This is a genomic window from Pseudorhodoferax sp. Leaf265, from assembly GCF_001422365.1.
GTDB lineage: Bacteria > Pseudomonadota > Gammaproteobacteria > Burkholderiales > Burkholderiaceae_C > Pseudorhodoferax.
In genome coordinates this window covers 49,686-65,044 of record NZ_LMMT01000038.1, presented here as the reverse complement: position 1 = coordinate 65,044, position 15,359 = coordinate 49,686, and the positions used below count along the sequence as shown (strand labels likewise).

The 15,359-nt window shown below is 70.0% G+C and carries 14 protein-coding genes; 4 read left to right on the top strand and 10 right to left on the bottom strand.

What is annotated here, in order from left to right:
- Window positions 1–9: 9 nt before the first annotated feature.
- The 4 genes from ASF45_RS27385 to ASF45_RS27370 all read right to left on the bottom strand — a co-directional run bounded on the left by ASF45_RS27385 (window position 10) and on the right by ASF45_RS27370 (window position 4,497).
- On the bottom strand, window positions 10–1,620 hold the full coding sequence (locus ASF45_RS27385; RefSeq protein ID WP_056671137.1) for a tannase/feruloyl esterase family alpha/beta hydrolase: 1,611 nt from the start codon (window positions 1,618–1,620) through the stop codon (window positions 10–12).
- 137 nt (window positions 1,621–1,757) lie between these two features.
- Complete coding sequence (locus ASF45_RS27380; RefSeq protein WP_056671135.1) at window positions 1,758–2,744, bottom strand: tripartite tricarboxylate transporter substrate binding protein; 987 nt, start codon at window positions 2,742–2,744, stop codon at window positions 1,758–1,760.
- Window positions 2,745–2,770: 26 nt separating this feature from the next.
- Complete coding sequence (locus tag ASF45_RS27375) at window positions 2,771–3,142, bottom strand: hypothetical protein (protein ID WP_056671132.1); 372 nt, start codon at window positions 3,140–3,142, stop codon at window positions 2,771–2,773.
- The gene (locus ASF45_RS27370) at window positions 3,139–4,497 is read right to left on the bottom strand and encodes an acyclic terpene utilization AtuA family protein (protein WP_369802179.1); all 1,359 of its coding nucleotides are present in this window, start codon (window positions 4,495–4,497) and stop codon (window positions 3,139–3,141) included. Before ASF45_RS27370 ends, ASF45_RS27375 begins: the two co-directional genes overlap by 4 nt.
- Window positions 4,498–4,586: 89 nt before the next feature.
- Here ASF45_RS27370 and ASF45_RS27365 point away from each other — a divergent pair, with 89 nt between their 5' ends.
- Window positions 4,587–5,552, top strand: coding sequence for a LysR family transcriptional regulator (locus ASF45_RS27365; protein ID WP_056671127.1), 966 nt, complete (start codon window positions 4,587–4,589; stop codon window positions 5,550–5,552).
- Here ASF45_RS27365 and alr read toward each other — a convergent pair.
- Window positions 5,506–6,603 carry an alanine racemase gene (gene alr / locus ASF45_RS27360; RefSeq protein WP_056671124.1) on the bottom strand — a complete coding sequence of 366 codons (1,098 nt, stop codon included), beginning with the start codon at window positions 6,601–6,603 and terminating at the stop codon, window positions 5,506–5,508. The genes ASF45_RS27365 and alr overlap by 47 nt on opposite strands.
- Window positions 6,604–6,752: 149 nt before the next feature.
- Between alr and lplT the strand changes: the two genes are divergently transcribed.
- Together lplT and ASF45_RS27350 are read left to right on the top strand one after the other, a co-directional pair.
- Complete coding sequence (lplT, locus tag ASF45_RS27355) at window positions 6,753–8,033, top strand: lysophospholipid transporter LplT (protein ID WP_056671121.1); 1,281 nt, start codon at window positions 6,753–6,755, stop codon at window positions 8,031–8,033.
- A 10-nt stretch (window positions 8,034–8,043) separates the two neighbouring features.
- A complete protein-coding gene (locus tag ASF45_RS27350) occupies window positions 8,044–8,529 on the top strand; it encodes a glutathione peroxidase (protein ID WP_056671118.1) in 486 nt (161 codons plus the stop codon).
- Here ASF45_RS27350 and glcF read toward each other — a convergent pair.
- From glcF to ASF45_RS27325, 5 genes are all read right to left on the bottom strand, one after another.
- Window positions 8,526–9,767, bottom strand: a complete 1,242-nt coding sequence (glcF, locus tag ASF45_RS27345; protein ID WP_056671115.1) for a glycolate oxidase subunit GlcF — start codon at window positions 9,765–9,767, stop codon at window positions 8,526–8,528. The two genes, ASF45_RS27350 and glcF, sit on opposite strands and share 4 nt — an antisense overlap.
- A complete protein-coding gene (glcE, locus tag ASF45_RS27340) occupies window positions 9,767–10,888 on the bottom strand; it encodes a glycolate oxidase subunit GlcE (protein ID WP_056671780.1) in 1,122 nt (373 codons plus the stop codon). The genes glcF and glcE overlap by 1 nt, the downstream gene beginning before the upstream one ends.
- 160 nt (window positions 10,889–11,048) lie before the next feature.
- Window positions 11,049–12,464: an ammonium transporter gene (amt, locus tag ASF45_RS27335; RefSeq protein ID WP_056671112.1), complete on the bottom strand. Its 1,416-nt coding sequence runs from the start codon at window positions 12,462–12,464 to the stop codon at window positions 11,049–11,051.
- A 34-nt stretch (window positions 12,465–12,498) separates the two neighbouring features.
- On the bottom strand, window positions 12,499–12,837 hold the full coding sequence (glnK, locus tag ASF45_RS27330) for a P-II family nitrogen regulator (RefSeq protein ID WP_056671108.1): 339 nt from the start codon (window positions 12,835–12,837) through the stop codon (window positions 12,499–12,501).
- Between the two features lie 24 nt (window positions 12,838–12,861).
- A complete protein-coding gene (locus ASF45_RS27325; RefSeq protein ID WP_056671105.1) occupies window positions 12,862–13,608 on the bottom strand; it encodes a TorF family putative porin in 747 nt (248 codons plus the stop codon).
- Window positions 13,609–13,815: 207 nt separating this feature from the next.
- On the opposite strand from ASF45_RS27325, the gene ASF45_RS27320 reads away from it, so the two are divergent.
- On the top strand, window positions 13,816–15,354 hold the full coding sequence (locus ASF45_RS27320) for a YifB family Mg chelatase-like AAA ATPase (RefSeq protein WP_056671102.1): 1,539 nt from the start codon (window positions 13,816–13,818) through the stop codon (window positions 15,352–15,354).
- The last annotated feature ends 5 nt before the right edge of the window (window positions 15,355–15,359 follow it).

Genomic DNA, 15,359 nt, shown 5'->3' with positions numbered 1-15,359 from the left:
TGGGGGCCATCACTGGCAATTGAAATTCGTGGCGTCGTCGGTGCTGCCGCTGCCCTTGTAGACGGCGGTCTGGGGGTAGACGCACAGCGGGCGCGTGCGCACCACGTTGCCGCCGCTCAGGCGTGCGGCCACGATCCTGTCGGGCGCCCTGCCCTGTTCGACCCAGCGGTCCAGCGCCATGAGCAGGTCGTTGTCGGCCGTGGGGTTGGGCACCTGGCCGCCGCTGTTGCCGAAGGTGGCGGCCCCGCTGCCGCCGCTGCAGTGGCCCATGCCTGGCACCAGGAACAGGCGGTAGAACGTGTCCATCTCGGCCTGTGTGCCCTGGGCGGCCTTCACGCGTTCGGCGTACGCGATGGTGTCGACCGGGTTGACCACCGCGTCCTGCCAGCCCTGGAACACGATGGCCTTGGCCCCCGCGGCCTTGAAGGCCGACAGGTCGGCGCTGGTCTGGTCCACCAGCGGGCTGACGCGGGCGTCGGCGTAGGCGATGTCGCGGTCGTAGTCGAAGGTCCACCAGTCCCACTGCGGGTTGGCGAAGACCCACAGGCGCCAGTAGTCGGCCCGCACGGGCTCGGCGCCGCCCCAGTAGCCCGACCAACCCGATTCCGTGCCCACGGGCAGGCCCGGGTAGATCTGGGCGCCAGTGCGCGGGTTCTTCGGGCCGGCGTAGATCTTCTGCGCCACGGCCACTTGGTCGGCGGTCAGGCAGTCGGCGGCGTCGGCGCCCGTGCATTGCAGGCCGGCCACGTCGAACCTGTCGCTGGTGCAGGCCAGCGGGTTCTCCACCACGCCGTCGCTCACGCCGTCCAGGGCGTCGCAGGCGGCGACCACGCGCTGCGTGATCAGGTTGGCCTTGGCCGCGGTGAGGATCACGGGGCCGCTGGTGCCCGGTGCGCGGTTGGACAGGTAGCGGTGCAGGAACTCGACGTTCAGCCGCGTGCGGTTGTTGCCGGGCGCGCCGGCGATGACGCCGTCGAAGTCCTGCGGGTAGCGCTGCATCTGCGCGTAGCCCTGGTGGCCACCCGTGGAGCAGCCGTAGTAGTAGGCCCGGCTGGGCGCCTGGGCGCGCAGGCCCTCGACCAGCGTGCGCGAGGGCACCGTGATGGCGTGGATGGAGCGCGTGCCCCAGTCGCGGATCTTCTCGGGATGGTCCACGCCCCAGAACATCTCGTTCGGATCGGCGGACTGGTGGCCGGTATCGCCGCCGACCACCGCGTAGCCCTGGCGCATGGCGTAGGCCATGTCGCCGGTGCTGAGCGCGGGGCTGTAGCCGCCGTTGCCGGTGACCACCATCTTGCCGTTCCAGGCCTGGCCCTCGGGCACCCAGATCTCGAAGTTGATGAGCGAATCGGCGCTGGGCGTGGCCTGGGCCGTGATGCGGCAGAACGCCGGCAGGTTGGCGATGGGCCGCCCGCCGGTCGGGGTGTAGCTGCCGGCGGCCACGGGGGCCGCGCCGGTGACGGTGGCACCGGCCAGCTGCACGCTGGCGAGCGCCGCCGGCTCGCAGCTCTTGGGCGTGGCGACCGGGGCGCCCGGCGGGTCGTCCCCGCCACCGCCGCAGGCGGCGAGCACGGACAGGGCTGCGCAGCCGACCAGGCCTCGCGTGACGATGGGATGCATGCTGTGTGTCTCCTCGTTGTCCGGGCATGGCTGCGCCCTGCACTGCGCAGCCGTGCACCGGTTCTGTTGGCGAAAGCGGGGCTGTGTGGTTTCTTGGAGCCCCGAGGCAGGCCGGCCGGCTGGCCGGCCGGTGTGGCTTATTCGGGCTCGATGCCCGCCGCCTTGATCACGCGGCCCCACTTGGCGGTCTCTTCGCCTTGGAACTTGGCCAGGCCTTCGGGCGTGGTGGTCCAGGCGGTGGAGCCGCTGCCATCGAAGAAGGTCTTGGCGCCGGCGCTCTGCACGGCCTTGGCCAGGAGCGCGTTCAGGCGCGCGACCACGGCGGGCGGCGTACCGGTCGGCGCGTAGGCCGCGAACCAGTAGCCCATGTCGTAGCCCTTGACGCCGGCCTCGGCGATGGTCGGCACCTCGGGCAGCAGCGGGTTGCGCTCGACGGTGGAGATGCCCAGCGCCTTGAGCTTGCCGCCCTTGACCTGCGGCACGCCGGTGGAGGTGTCGGTGATCATGAAGTCGATCTGCCCGCCCATGAGGTCCGTGATCGCATTGGGGTTGCTCTTGTAGGGCACGTGCAAGATGTCCGTGCCCGAGAGCTGCTTGAACATCTCGCCGGCCATGCGGCTGGACGAGCTGCCGCTGCCGAAGCTGAGCTTGCCCGGCGTCTTCTTGGCCGCAGCCACGAGGTCGGCGACGTTCTTGTACGGCGCGTCCGGCCGCACCACGAGCACCTGGCCGCCCTTGCCCAGGCCGGTGATGGGCGCGAAGTCCTTGACCGGGTCGTAGCTGAGCTTCTTGTACAGGTGCTCGTTGGCCGCGTGCGTGGTGTTGGTGGTGATCAGCACGGTGTAGCCGTCGGCCGGCGCGCGCGCCACCTGGCTCGCGGCGATCTGGCCGCTGGCACCGCCCTTGTTGTCCACGACCACGGGTTGCTTGGTCTGGTCGGTGATGGACTGGCCCAGCGCACGTGCGATCTGGTCGGTGGCGCTGCCGGCCGCAAAGGGCACGACGAAGGTGATGGGCTTGTTCGGGAAGTCTTGCGCAGCCGCGAGTTGCGGTGCCAGGCTGCCAGCGGTCAGCGCCAGCGCGGCGGCCAGCCAGGTGCGGCGGGGGTTGAAACGTTCTTGCATCGGTCTTGTCTCCTGGTGATGGAAAGTCAATGGGGTGGTTCGAGTGGTGGACCGGCCAGCAGCGGCAGCAGCGCAGGGGGGACCTGGATGGGCAATTCCAGCAGCAGGAAGGACAGGGCCTTGCCATGGCTGTCCAGGTTCAGCGCGTCGTTGACGCCGCCATCCAGCACCTCGTCGAGCACGAAGTTCATGGCCTGCAGGCGCGGCAGCACATGGCGCGTGACGCGGGCCGGCTGGCGGTGCGCGAACTGCGCGGCCACGGCCGCCTCGGTGACCTGTTCCAGCAGCAGCGGCCACAACGCCGGGTGCCAGGCGATCACGCTGATGTTGGAGCGGTTGCCCTTGTCACCGGTGCGGCCGTGGGCGGCGCGGTAGAGCGGGACGGTGACGGTGTTCATGCAGCGACCTCGATGAAGCGGAACGACGTGGGCGCCTGCTCACGCGCCAATACGCACGAGACCGTGCCCAGGCGCTGGCGCAAGGCGGTGCGCACGCCGCCGCCACCGGCCGGGCCGCAGGTGTACAGCGCTGTGACCTCGCGCGCCAGCCGCTCGGCGCTGCTGCGCTCGCGGTGGTTCATGGCCACGCGCAGGCGCACGTCGCGGGCGCCGCTGTCGGACAGGCTGTCCAGCCACTGGCCACCATCGTCGGCAAACACGCTGGACACACCGATCAGGTCGGCGCGCAGCGGCCCCAGTCCGGCCAGGCGTTCGCGCAGGACCTGCGCCGCCAGCCGAGCGCGGCCCTCGGCGCGCGCGCCGGCATACGAGATCTCGCCCTCGGCCAGCCAACCCGTGGCATGGCAGACGTTGACCTTGAGCGTGGCCGGCCGGGCATGGCCGCGCACACCGGACAGGCGCACGCGGTCGGGGCCCAGCTCTTGCGCCTCGGCCTCGGTGATGTCGGCCACCACGTCGGGCGTCAGGTAGGCGGCCGGGTCGTGCACCTCGTAGAGCAGTTGCTCCTTGACCGTGTGGGCGTCGATGCGCCCGCCCGTGCCGGCCGGTTTGGTGATGGTGCAGTGGCCGTCCGCATCGATCTCGGCGATGGGATAGCCGAGGCTGGCCATGCCGGGCACGTCCTTGTAGCCCGGGTCGGCGTAGTAGCCGCCCGTGACCTGGGTGCCGCATTCGAGCAGGTGGCCGGCCATGGTGGCGCGCGCCAGGCGCGTCCAGTCGTCGCGCGCCCAGCCGAAGTGGGCGAGCGCCGGGCCGACCGCCAGCGAGGGGTCGGCCACGCGGCCGCAGACCACGATGTCGGCGCCGGCCAGCAGCGCATCGGCGATGGCCTCGGCGCCCTGGTAGGCGTTGGCGGAAACCAGGTCCAGCCCGTCCAGCGCCGGACCCAGCGCGGCCTGCAGCAGCGGGCGGTGGCCGGGGCCAGAGACATCGTCGCCCTCGACGATGGCGACGCGCGGGGCGGGCAGGCCCAGTTCGCGCGCCAGCGCATGGATGCGGCGCGCGGCACCGGCGGGGTTGGCCGCGCCGAAGTTGCTGACGATGCGCACGCCGTGCGCCAGACAGTCCGCCAGCACGGGGCGCAGCAGGTCGGGCAGCAGCGGCTCGTAGCCGGCTTCGGGGTCGGCGCGGCGCGCCAGCTGGGCCAGCGCGAGCGTGCGCTCGGCCAGAGTTTCGAAGATCAGGAACGCCGGGCCGCCGGCCGCGATGAGCGCCTGCACGACAGGCGCTGCCGCGTCGGTGCGGTCGCCCGAGAAACCGGCCGCGCAACCGATGCGCAGGATGTTCTGGTCCACATGTCTCCTTGTCTGTTCCCGGGCGCAATGTAGAGTGCGGCCCTTCATCTGTGAATTCGAAAGTTCGGATCAATTCATCTGCAGATCAAATGAATCAGCCGGCCCGTTCCAACGTCTCCATGCGCCAGCTGCAAGCCTTCGTGGCGCTGGCCGACCAGCGCAGCTTCACGCGGGCGGCCGCGCAGTGCCATCTGTCGCAGCCGGCCTTCAGCGCACTGATTGGCCAGCTCGAGGCCGCCCTGGGCCTGCGTCTGTTCGACCGCAGCACGCGCCATGTGGCGCCCACGCCCGAGGGGCAGGAGTTCGAGGCTTCGGCGCGGCGCGTGCTGGCCGAGTTCGACGCGGCGCTGACCGGCGTCTCGGAACAGCGCGCGCTGCGGCGCGGCCGCGTGTCCATCGCGCTGTTGCCTTCGCTGGCGGCAGGCTGGCTGCCGGGCATCCTGCGCGACTACCGCGCGGCGCATCCGGGCGTGGAGATCGCCGTGGCCGACGTGCTGTCCGAACCCTGCGTGGAACTGGTGCGCCAGGGCCAGGCCGACTTCGCGCTGGCCGCCGTGCGCGCCGACACGCAGGAACTGCGCGCCGAGCCCTTTTGCAGCGACGACTTCCACCTGGTCTGCCCGGCCGACCACCCGCTCGCGCGGCAGCGCGAGATCCGTCCGCGCGACGTGGCGGCCTACCCCTTCGTGCACATGGCGCGCAACTCCAGCGTGCGCCAGTACCTGGACGCGGCGCTGCACCCCTTGCAGATGCAGACGCTGATGGAGGTGGACCAGCTCGCCACCGCCATGGGCATGGTGCGCGCAGGCCTGGGCGTGAGCGTGATGCCGGCGCTGACACTGTTCCACTTCGCACAGCCGGGGTTGGTGACGCGGCCGCTGGCCTGGAGCGGGCTCAAGCGCCGCATCTACCTCGTGCGCCGGCGCGAGCGCAGCCTGTCGCTGGCCGCACAGGCTCTGTACGAACGCGTGAAGGCCAGTCCGCCCGACCTCACGCAGACCCTGGCGTCTACTCGGCGACCACGACAGGCACGCGCGGCGCCAGAGCGCACATGAGCTCGTAGCCCACGGTGCCGGCCGCGTGCGCCACCTCGTCCACCGGCAGCACGGCGCCATTGCCGGCCCGGCCCCAGAGCGTGACGGCGCTGCCCAGCCCGGCCTGCGGCACGGGCGTGAGGTCCACGGTCACCATGTCCATGCTGACGCGCCCGACCAGGCGCGTGCGCACCCCGTCCACCAGCACCGGCGTGCCGGTGCCGCAGTGGCGCGGATAGCCGTCGGCATAGCCGCAGGCCACGACGCCGATGCGCATGGGGGTGTCGGCGACGAAGCTGGAGCCATAGCCCACGCTGTCGCCGGGCAGCAGGTCCTGCAGGCCGATGACCTTGGAGGCCAGTGTCATGGCGGGCTGCAGCTCCCAGTGCGCGGCGTTGAAGCCAGGGTGGTCCGGCGCCCCGCCGTAGACGGCGATGCCGGGGCGCACCCAGTCGCCGCGCACGCCTGGGCTGTCGGCATGGCGCAGCGTGGCAGCGCTGTTGGCCACGCTGCGCTCGCCGGGCAGGTCGCGCGTGGCCTCGTCGAAGGCAGCCATCTGCGCGGCGATGCCCTTGGCGCCATCGGCATCGCTGAAGTGCGTCATCAGCGAGATCTCTTCGACCTGGGGCAGCGCATCGAGCCGCATCCAGGCCGTGCGGAAGCTGGCCGGCGCAAAGCCCAGCCGGTTCATGCCCGAGTTGAGCTTCAAGAAGACGCGGTGGCCCTGCTGCGTCTTGTGCGCGGCCAGCCAGTCGATCTGCGCCTCGCAGTGCACGGCATGCCACAGGCCCAGGCGCGAGCACAGCTCCAGGTCGCGCGGCTCGAACACGCCTTCGAGCAACAGGATGGGGCCGCGCCAACCCAGCGCGCGCACGCGTTCGGCCTCGGCCAGGTCGAGCAGTGCGAAACCGTCGGCACCGCGCAAGGCTTCGAACACGCGCTCGATGCCATGGCCATAGGCATTGGCCTTGACCACGGCCCAGACCTTGGCGTCGCCGGCCGAACGGCGCGCACGCTGCAGGTTGTGACGCAGCGCAGCATGGTGGATCGTGGCTTGGATGGGACGGGGCATGGCAGGAAGCGCTGCGGTGTGCAACCGCGCAACGATGGCAAGGACTTGAAGAATTCTCGCATTGGCCCCGTGATATAACCGCCGGCCGATTGAACAGACAAGCTCTTATCACTTTGCATCAGCTCAACTGATCGCCCCCACGACATGCGATGAAGCGCGGTTTTTTCACCATCATGTCGGCCCAGTTCTTTTCGTCGCTGGCCGACAACGCGATCTTCATTGCCGCGATCGAGTTGCTGCGCGCCAGCGGAGCGCCCGACTGGCAGCGCGCCGCCCTGGTGCCGATGTTCGCGCTGTTCTATGTGATCCTGGCGCCCTTCGTGGGCGCGTTCGCAGACGCCTTGCCCAAGGGCAAGGTGATGTTCCTGAGCAATGCGATCAAGGTGATCGGCTGCCTCATGATGCTGTTCGGCAGCCATCCGCTGATGGCCTACGCCATCGTGGGCCTGGGCGCAGCGGCCTACTCGCCGGCCAAGTACGGCATCCTGACCGAACTGCTGCCGCCGTCCCAGCTGGTCAAGGCCAACGGCTGGATCGAGGGGCTGACCATCGGCTCCATCATCCTGGGTGTGCTGCTGGGCGGACAGCTCGTGGGCCATGCCGTGTCCAGCCGGCTGCTGGCGATCGACCTGCCGTTCTTCGACACCGGCATCGACTCGCCGGCCGAAGGCGCCATCGCGGTGCTGGTCGTCATCTACGCGATCGCGGCCTGGATCAACACGCGCATCCCCGACACCGGCGTGCCGATGCGGCCCATGCCCAAGAGCGTGCTGGCACTGCTGCCCGACTTCTGGCGCTGCAACTCGCGGCTGTGGAACGACCGGCTCGGCCAGATCTCGCTGGCCACCACCACGCTGTTCTGGGGTGTCTCGGGCAACCTGCGCTACATCGTGCTGGCCTGGGCCGCCGCCGCGCTGGGCTACAGCACCACGCAGGCGTCCTCGCTGGTGGGCGTGGTGGCCATCGGCACGGCCGTGGGCGCGGTGATCGCCTCCATGCGCATGAAGCTGGACATGGCCACGCGCGTGATGCCGCTGGGCATCGCCATGGGCCTGCTCGTGATCGGCATGAACTTCATCGACAGCGTGTGGGTCGCCGCACCCTTCCTGATCCTGCTGGGCGGGCTGGGCGGCTTCCTGGTCGTGCCGATGAACGCGCTGCTGCAGCACCGCGGCCACAACCTCATGGGCGCCGGCCGTTCGATTGCGGTGCAGAACTTCAACGAGCAGGCCTGCATCCTGGGCCTGGGCGCGTTCTACAGCCTGTCGACGGGGCTGGGCCTGTCGGCGTTCGCGGCCATCACGGCATTCGGCGTGGTGGTCGCGGGCTTCATGTTCGTGATCCAGCGCTGGCACCAGCACAACTGCCGCGTGCACACGGACGAAGTCGAGCACCTGCTCGAGATCGCGCGCAACGACCACACGCATTGAGGCACGCCACATGGCCACTGTCTACGACTTCGAAGCCCTGGACATCGCCGGCCGGCCGGTCGCGCTGGCGCAGTTCAAGGGCCGGCCGCTGCTGATCGTCAACACCGCCAGCGCATGCGGCTTCACGCCGCAGTTCGCGGGGCTGGAGGAACTGCACAAGACCTACGGTGGCCAGGGCCTCGTGGTGCTGGGCTTTCCGTGCAACCAGTTCGGCCGCCAGGACCCGGGGAGCAACGAGGAGATCGGCGCGTTCTGCCAGAAGAACTACGGCGTGAGCTTCCAGATGATGGGCAAGATCGACGTCAACGGCGATGGCGCCCATCCGCTGTACCAGTGGCTCACGCGCGAGGCGCCGGGCCTGCTCGGCACCAGGGCCATCAAGTGGAACTTCACCAAGTTCCTGGTCGGCAAGGACGGCGAGGTGCGCAAGCGCTATGCGCCGACCGACAAGCCCGAGAGCCTGGGCCAGGACATCGAAGCCGCGCTCGCGGCCTAGCCGGCGAGCGCTGCGTCCAGCACCTCGACCCAGTGCCGCACGGGCGTGCTGCAGCCGCCCTGCAGGTGCGTGATGCAGCCGATGTTGGCCGACACGATGGTCTCGGGCGCCAGCGCCTGCAGGTGGCCGAGCTTGCGGTCGCGCAGCTGCTGCGAGATCTCGGGCTGCAGCACGGAGTAGGTCCCGGCCGAGCCGCAGCACAGGTGCGACTCGCTGGCCGCCACCTGCACGTCGAACCCCAGCTCGCCCAGGTGGCGCTCGACCAGGCCGCGCAGCTGCTGGCCGTGCTGCAGCGTGCAGGGCGGGTGGAAGGCGACGACGCCGGACGGCTTCTTGCCCGCGAAGCGTTTGGCCAAGCCCTCGGAAATCTGCGGCAGCAGCTCGGTCAGGTCGCGCGCAAGGCCGCTCACGCGGCGCGCCTTCTCGGCATAGGCTGGGTCGTCCCGCAGCACATGGCCGTAGTCCTTGACCATCACGCTGCAGCCCGAGGCGTTGACCACGATGGCCTCGACCGCGGCGTCGCCCGCACCCTGCACATAGGGCCACCAGGCGTCGATGTTGGTGCGCATCTGCGCCAGCGCGCCCTCCTGGTCGTTGAGGTGGAACTTGACTGCGCCGCAGCAGCTGGGCTTGGGCACGCGCACGGCCGTGATGCCGACCGCGTCGAGCACGCGGGCCGTGGCGCGGTCGATGCCGGGCGCCATGGACGGCTGCACGCAGCCCTCGGGCAGCAGCACCTTGCGCGCGTGGCGACGCTGCGGCCAGGCACCGGGGTGGCGCCGCTCGGGCACCTTGGCGCGCAGCTTGCCGGGCAACAGGCCGCGCACGGCCTGGCCCACGCGCATGGCCGGTGCGAACCCGGCCGAGGGCAGGGCCTCCTTGAGTGCCCAGCGCGTGGCGCGCTCGCCGGCCGGCCGCGGCACCTTGGCATCGACGAGCTTGCGGCCGATGTCGACCAGGTGGCCGTAGTCCACGCCCGAGGGGCAGGTGCTTTCGCAGTTGCGGCAGGTCAGGCAGCGGTCCAGGTGCAGCTGCGTGGCGCGCGTGGGCTCGGCGCCTTCGAGCACCTGCTTCATGAGGTAGATGCGGCCGCGCGGGCCGTCCAGCTCGTCGCCCAGCAGCTGGTAGGTCGGGCAGGTCGCGGTGCAAAAGCCGCAGTGCACGCACTTGCGCAGGATGGCCTCGGCCGCGATCCCGTCGGGCGTGCCCTGGTATTCGGGGGAGAGATTGGTTTGCATCAGAAGTCCTGGTACAGGCGGCCGCGGTTGAAGATGCCGGCCGGATCGAACGAGGCCTTGAGCGCGGCGTGGATGCGCGCGAGCGCTGGGGACAGCGGATCGAAGAACGCGGTACGTGCGCCGCTGCGTTCGCCGGCCGTGGCCAGGAACAAGGTGGCGCTGCCACCCACGGCCTGCGCCGCCTTGCGCACGGCCTGCGCCTGTGCCGGATCAGCGGCCAGCCAGCGCTGGCCCCCGTGCCATTCGACCAGGGTGTCGCCGACCAGGTCCAGCACCGGCGCCGTCTGCGGAACCGACAGGCGCCACAGGTCGCGCGCACGGCCCACATCGGACCATGGCATGCGCAGATCGCGCCGCGCCTGCCAGAAGTGCGCGGCTTCGTCGGGCGCCAGTGCCACGCCGCCGAGGCGGCTGCAGGCGGCGTCGACCGCCGCCACGGCGCCGCGCAGGCGCAGCGTGAGGCCGACGCCGTCCTGCCAGCAGCTCGCGTTCAGCGGCAGCGGCTGGCCGCCCCAAGCATGCAGCTGGCGCAGCGCCTCGTGCTGCGGCAGGTCGAAGCGCAGCGTGGCCTCGGCCGGCGCCACGGGCAGCACCTTGAGGCTCATCTCGGTGACCACGCCCAGCGTGCCCAGTGCCCCGGCCATCAGGCGCGAGACGTCGTAGCCGGCCACGTTCTTCATGACCTGACCGCCGAAGCGCAACAGTTCGCCGCGACCGTTGAGCAATTCCAGCCCCAGCACGAAGTCGCGCACGGCGCCGCTGCTGGCGCGTGCCGGGCCCGACAGGCCGGCGGCCAGCATGCCGCCGCAGGTGGCGCGGCTGGCTTGGGTTGCGTCGCTGTCGGGGAGATGGTGCGGGGGCTCGAAGGGCAGGCACTGGCCGCGTTCGGCCAGCACGGCTTCGAGTTCCGCGAGCGGCGTGCCGGGGCGCACCGTCACAACCAGTTCGCTGGGCTCGTAGCTCACGATGCCGGCCAGGCCGCGCACATCGAGGGGCTCGCCCACGAGCGACTGGCCGTAGCCGTCCTTGCTGCCGCCGCCGACGATGCGCAGCGGCTGCCCGTGCGCGGCAGCAGCGCGCACCCGCGCGACGGTCTCCTCCAGTGGGGGCGTTGTTGTCATGCGGGCGATGGTACGGCGCGCACCCATCGGGCGCCTTGAGCTTTTTTCAGCCCACACATGAACAAAAAAAGGCCCGCAGAGCGCTTGCTCCGCGGGCCCAACCTCTTCAGGAGACCTCGCTCGTGTCAGGCGCGGCGGGTGGTCCGCCGCGCCACTCCCCTCAGCGGTTGTAGGCCGTCTCGCCGTGCGACGAGATGTCCAGGCCTTCGCGCTCTTCCTCTTCCGTCACGCGCAGACCCACGGTCATGTCGGCGATCTTGTAGGCGATGAAGGCGACCACAGCCGACCAGACGATGGTGAACAGCACGCTCTTGATCTGGATCCAGACCTGGGCGCCCATGGCGAAGGTGTCGGGCGTCAGGCCGCCCGTGCCACCCAGGCTCTGGGCAGCGAACACACCGGTCAGGATGGCACCGACGATGCCGCCCACGCCGTGCACGCCGAACACGTCGAACGAGTCGTCGGCACCCAGCATGCGCTTGAGGCCACCCACGCCCCACAGGCAGACCAGGCCGGCGATCAGTCCCAGCACGATGGAGCCCATCGGACCGACGAAGCCGGCAGCGGGCGTCACCGCAACCAGGCCGGCGACGGCGCCGGACGCAGCGCCCAGCATCGATGCCTTGCCCTTGTGCAGGCCCTCGCCCATGATCCAGGACAGCGTGGCAGCGGCAGTGGCCAGCACGGTGTTCACGAAGGCCAGGCCGGCAGCGCCGTTGGCCGCACCGGCGGAGCCGGCGTTGAAGCCGAACCAGCCCACCCACAGCAGCGAGGCACCGACCATGGTCAGCGTCAGCGAGTGCGGCGTGAAGGCTTCGCGGCCATAGCCGATGCGCTTGCCCAGCACGTAGGCGCCCACCAGGCCGGCGACACCGGCGTTGATGTGCACCACGGTGCCGCCGGCGAAGTCCAGCGCGCCGTCCTTGGCCAGCAGGCCGCCGCCCCAGACGATGTGGGCCATCGGCACGTAGCTGAAGGTGAACCACAGCACGGCGAACACCAGCACGCCGGCGAACTTGATGCGTTCGGCGAAGGAGCCGACGATCAGCGCCACGGTGATGGCTGCGAACGTGCCCTGGAAGGCGACGAACACGTACTCGGGGATGGTGATCAGCGCGCCGAAGGTCTCGGTGGTGACGCCCTTCAGGAAGATCTTGTCGAATCCGCCGAAGAAGTTGCCGTCGCCCGAGAACGCCAGGCTGTAGCCGTAGACGGCCCACAGGATGCTGATCAACGAGAAGATCACGAAGACCTGCATCAGCACCGACAGCATGTTCTTGGAGCGGGCCAGGCCGCCGTAGAACAGTGCCAGGCCGGGCAGCGTCATCAGGATGACCAGCAGCGTGGAGGTCAGCATCCAGGCGGTGTCGCCGGAATCGACCTTGGGGGTCGGTGCAGCGGCGGCCGGTGCAGCCTCGGCTGCGGCGGGTGCGGCAGCCGGTGCGGCTGCAGCGGGAGCCTCGGCCGCGGGTGCTGCGGCAGATGCCGGCTCAGCGGCCGGCGCCTGGGCCAGCGCCATGGATCCCCCGATCCACACGCCGACGCCGAGAAGGAAGGAAGCAAACAGTTTTTTCATTGCCGATGTTCTCTTTCTGAAGGGAGCACGCTGCTTAGAGCGCCTCCTTGCCGGTTTCGCCGGTGCGGATGCGCACGACCTGTTCGACGTCGTAGACGAAGATCTTGCCGTCGCCGATCTTGCCGGTGCGCGCTGCGCTCTCGACCGCCTCGATCACGCGGTCGACGAGGTCGTCGGACACGGCCGCTTCGATCTTGACCTTGGGCAGGAAGTCGACCACGTACTCCGCGCCGCGGTACAGCTCGGTGTGGCCCTTCTGGCGACCGAAGCCCTTGACTTCGGTCACGGTGATGCCCTGGACACCGATGCCGGACAAGGCCTCGCGGACCTCGTCGAGCTTGAACGGTTTGATGACCGCCGTTACGAGTTTCATGGCTGGCTCCTCAGGAACAAAAAATCAGAATGCGTACTTGATGCCGACGACGACCATGGTCTTGCCGGCGAACTTGTCGTTGACCGTGCGGTACAGGGCCTTGTCGGCGTTCGTGCCGATCAGCGCGGCGGAGGCGGACCAGCCGTTGCCCAGGTCCTTGCCCAGCGTCAGCGCGTAGTCGGTGTAGGAGTTGTCGCTGTAGTTCTTGACCTTCTGGTAGCCGATGTGCGGCGTCAGCGACCAGCCGTTGCCCAGGTCGAACGCGGCCGACAGATCCAGGTAGTAGCTGTTCTTGCTGTCGTCGAAGCCGAACAGGTCGCTGATCGCATGCGAGTACTTCAGCGTGAACATGCTGTAGGTCACGGCGCCGTACAGCTCGGTGGTGTTGGGGCTGGCTTCCAGGTCGTGGCCGGGGTACTGGTAACGCAGTGCGCCCACGTCGTAGCTGATGGCGCCGGCCGTGCCCTTGTAGCCACCGTAGAAGTCGATCTCGACCGGCGCATCGCCGCCGCCGTCCTTGACCCACTTGATCGTGGATGCCCATGTGCCGACGTAGAAGCCGCTGGAATGCGCGAAATCGATGCCGCCCTGCGCTGCAGCCTGGTGACGCGTCTGCGTCAGGCCGCGGTAGCGGTAATCGGTCACGACACCGGCGTTGAAGCTCAGCGTGTAATCCGGGGCGGGTGCAGCCGGGGCAGCGGTCTGTGCGAATGCGGCGCCCGAGAGGGCGAGGCCGGCAAGGATCAGGCTCTTGGTGAGGCACACGGTCATGGGTCGTTCTCCGGGATGTAAAAAGATGGCGCGGCTCCTCAATGCATGGAGCGTGCCAATCGAAACCGGGCTTTCCCGCCCGCTGCACAAGGGTTTGGAGCGTTGTGCAGTACACGCAAGTTCTCGTGAATGCACATATTTGGTGCGGTTTGCGCCCATGCGCGCCATCATGGTCAGCAAGGCACCGCAATGGGGAGTATTTCAGCGATGAGCCTGTCTTTGGTGCAAAGCCGCGTGCTGATCGGCCTGCAAGCACCTGCCGTCACCGTCGAGGTGCATCTGGCCAATGGCCTGCCCAGCTTCACGCTGGTGGGCTTGGCGCACACCGAGGTCAAGGAGGCACGGGAGCGGGTGCGCTCTGCCATCCAGAACGCAGGGCTGGCGTTTCCGCACAACAAGAGGATCACAGTCAACCTGGCACCGGCCGACCTGCCCAAGGATTCCGGCCGCTTCGACCTGCCCATTGCGCTGGGCATTCTGGCGGCCAGCGGTCAGGTCGACGCCGGGCGGCTGGCCGGCCACGAGTTCGCCGGGGAATTGTCGCTGTCCGGCGAACTGCGGCCCGTGCATGGCGCGCTGGCCTTGAGCCTGGCGCTGCACGGCCAGGCCCATCCCGCCATCCTGGTCCTGCCGCCCGGCAGCGCCGAAGAGGCCGCCCTGGTGCCGGACATGCACGTCGTGCGGGCCCGGCACCTGCTGGACGTGGTGGCCGCATTCCCGCCGGGAGACGGCCCCGCTGCGCCGCCCGGCGAAGGCTGGGCCCGGCTGCAGCCCGGCCTGCCACCGGCCGCCGCCGCTGGCCTGGACCTGGCCGACGTCAAAGGCCAGTCCGCCGCCAAGCGGGCGTTGGAGATCGCTGCCGCTGGCGGCCACAGTGTGCTGCTGGTCGGGTCGCCGGGCAGCGGCAAGTCCATGCTGGCCCAGCGCTTTGCCGAGCTGCTGCCCCCCATGCGCACCGAGGAGGCCTTGCAAAGCGCGGCGGTTGCCAGCCTGGCGGGCCATTTCTCGCTGGCGCAGTGGATGCGCCGGCCCACCCGCACGCCGCACCACACGGCGAGCGCCGTGGCCCTGGTGGGCGGCGGATCGCCGCCCCGACCGGGCGAGATTTCGCTGGCCCACCACGGCGTTCTGTTTCTGGACGAGCTCGTCGAATTCCCCCGCGCCGCACTCGAGGCCCTGCGCGAGCCCCTGGAAACGGGCCGCATCGCGATTGCCCGCGCAGCCCAGCGCGCCGAGTTCCCCGCGCGCTTCCTGCTCATCGCGGCCATGAACCCCTGCCCCTGCGGCTACTTCGGCGCCACCCACCGCGCCTGCCGCTGCAGCCCGGACCAGGTGGCGCGCTACCAGTCCAAGCTCAGCGGCCCGTTGCTGGACCGGATCGACCTGCATCTGGAGGTGGCCGCGCTGGCGCCCCAGGAGCTGCTGGACGCGCCCGCGGCCGAGAGCACCGCCACGGTGCGTGCGCGCTGCACCGCGGCGCGCGCGCTGGCCCTGCAGCGCCAGGGCCTGTGCAACCAGGCCCTGGCGGGCCAGGAACTGGAGCGCCATGCCCCACGCACCGAGGAGGCCAGCCGCTTCTTGAACCATGCTGCGGCGCGGCTGGGTTGGTCCGCACGCGGCATCCACCGCGCGCTGCGCGTGGCGCGCACGATCGCGGATCTGGAAGGCACTGAGAAGCTGCAGACCAGCCACATCGCGGAGGCGGTGCAGTACCGCCGGGCCTTGCGCGGCCCCGGGGCGGGTTGATCCGC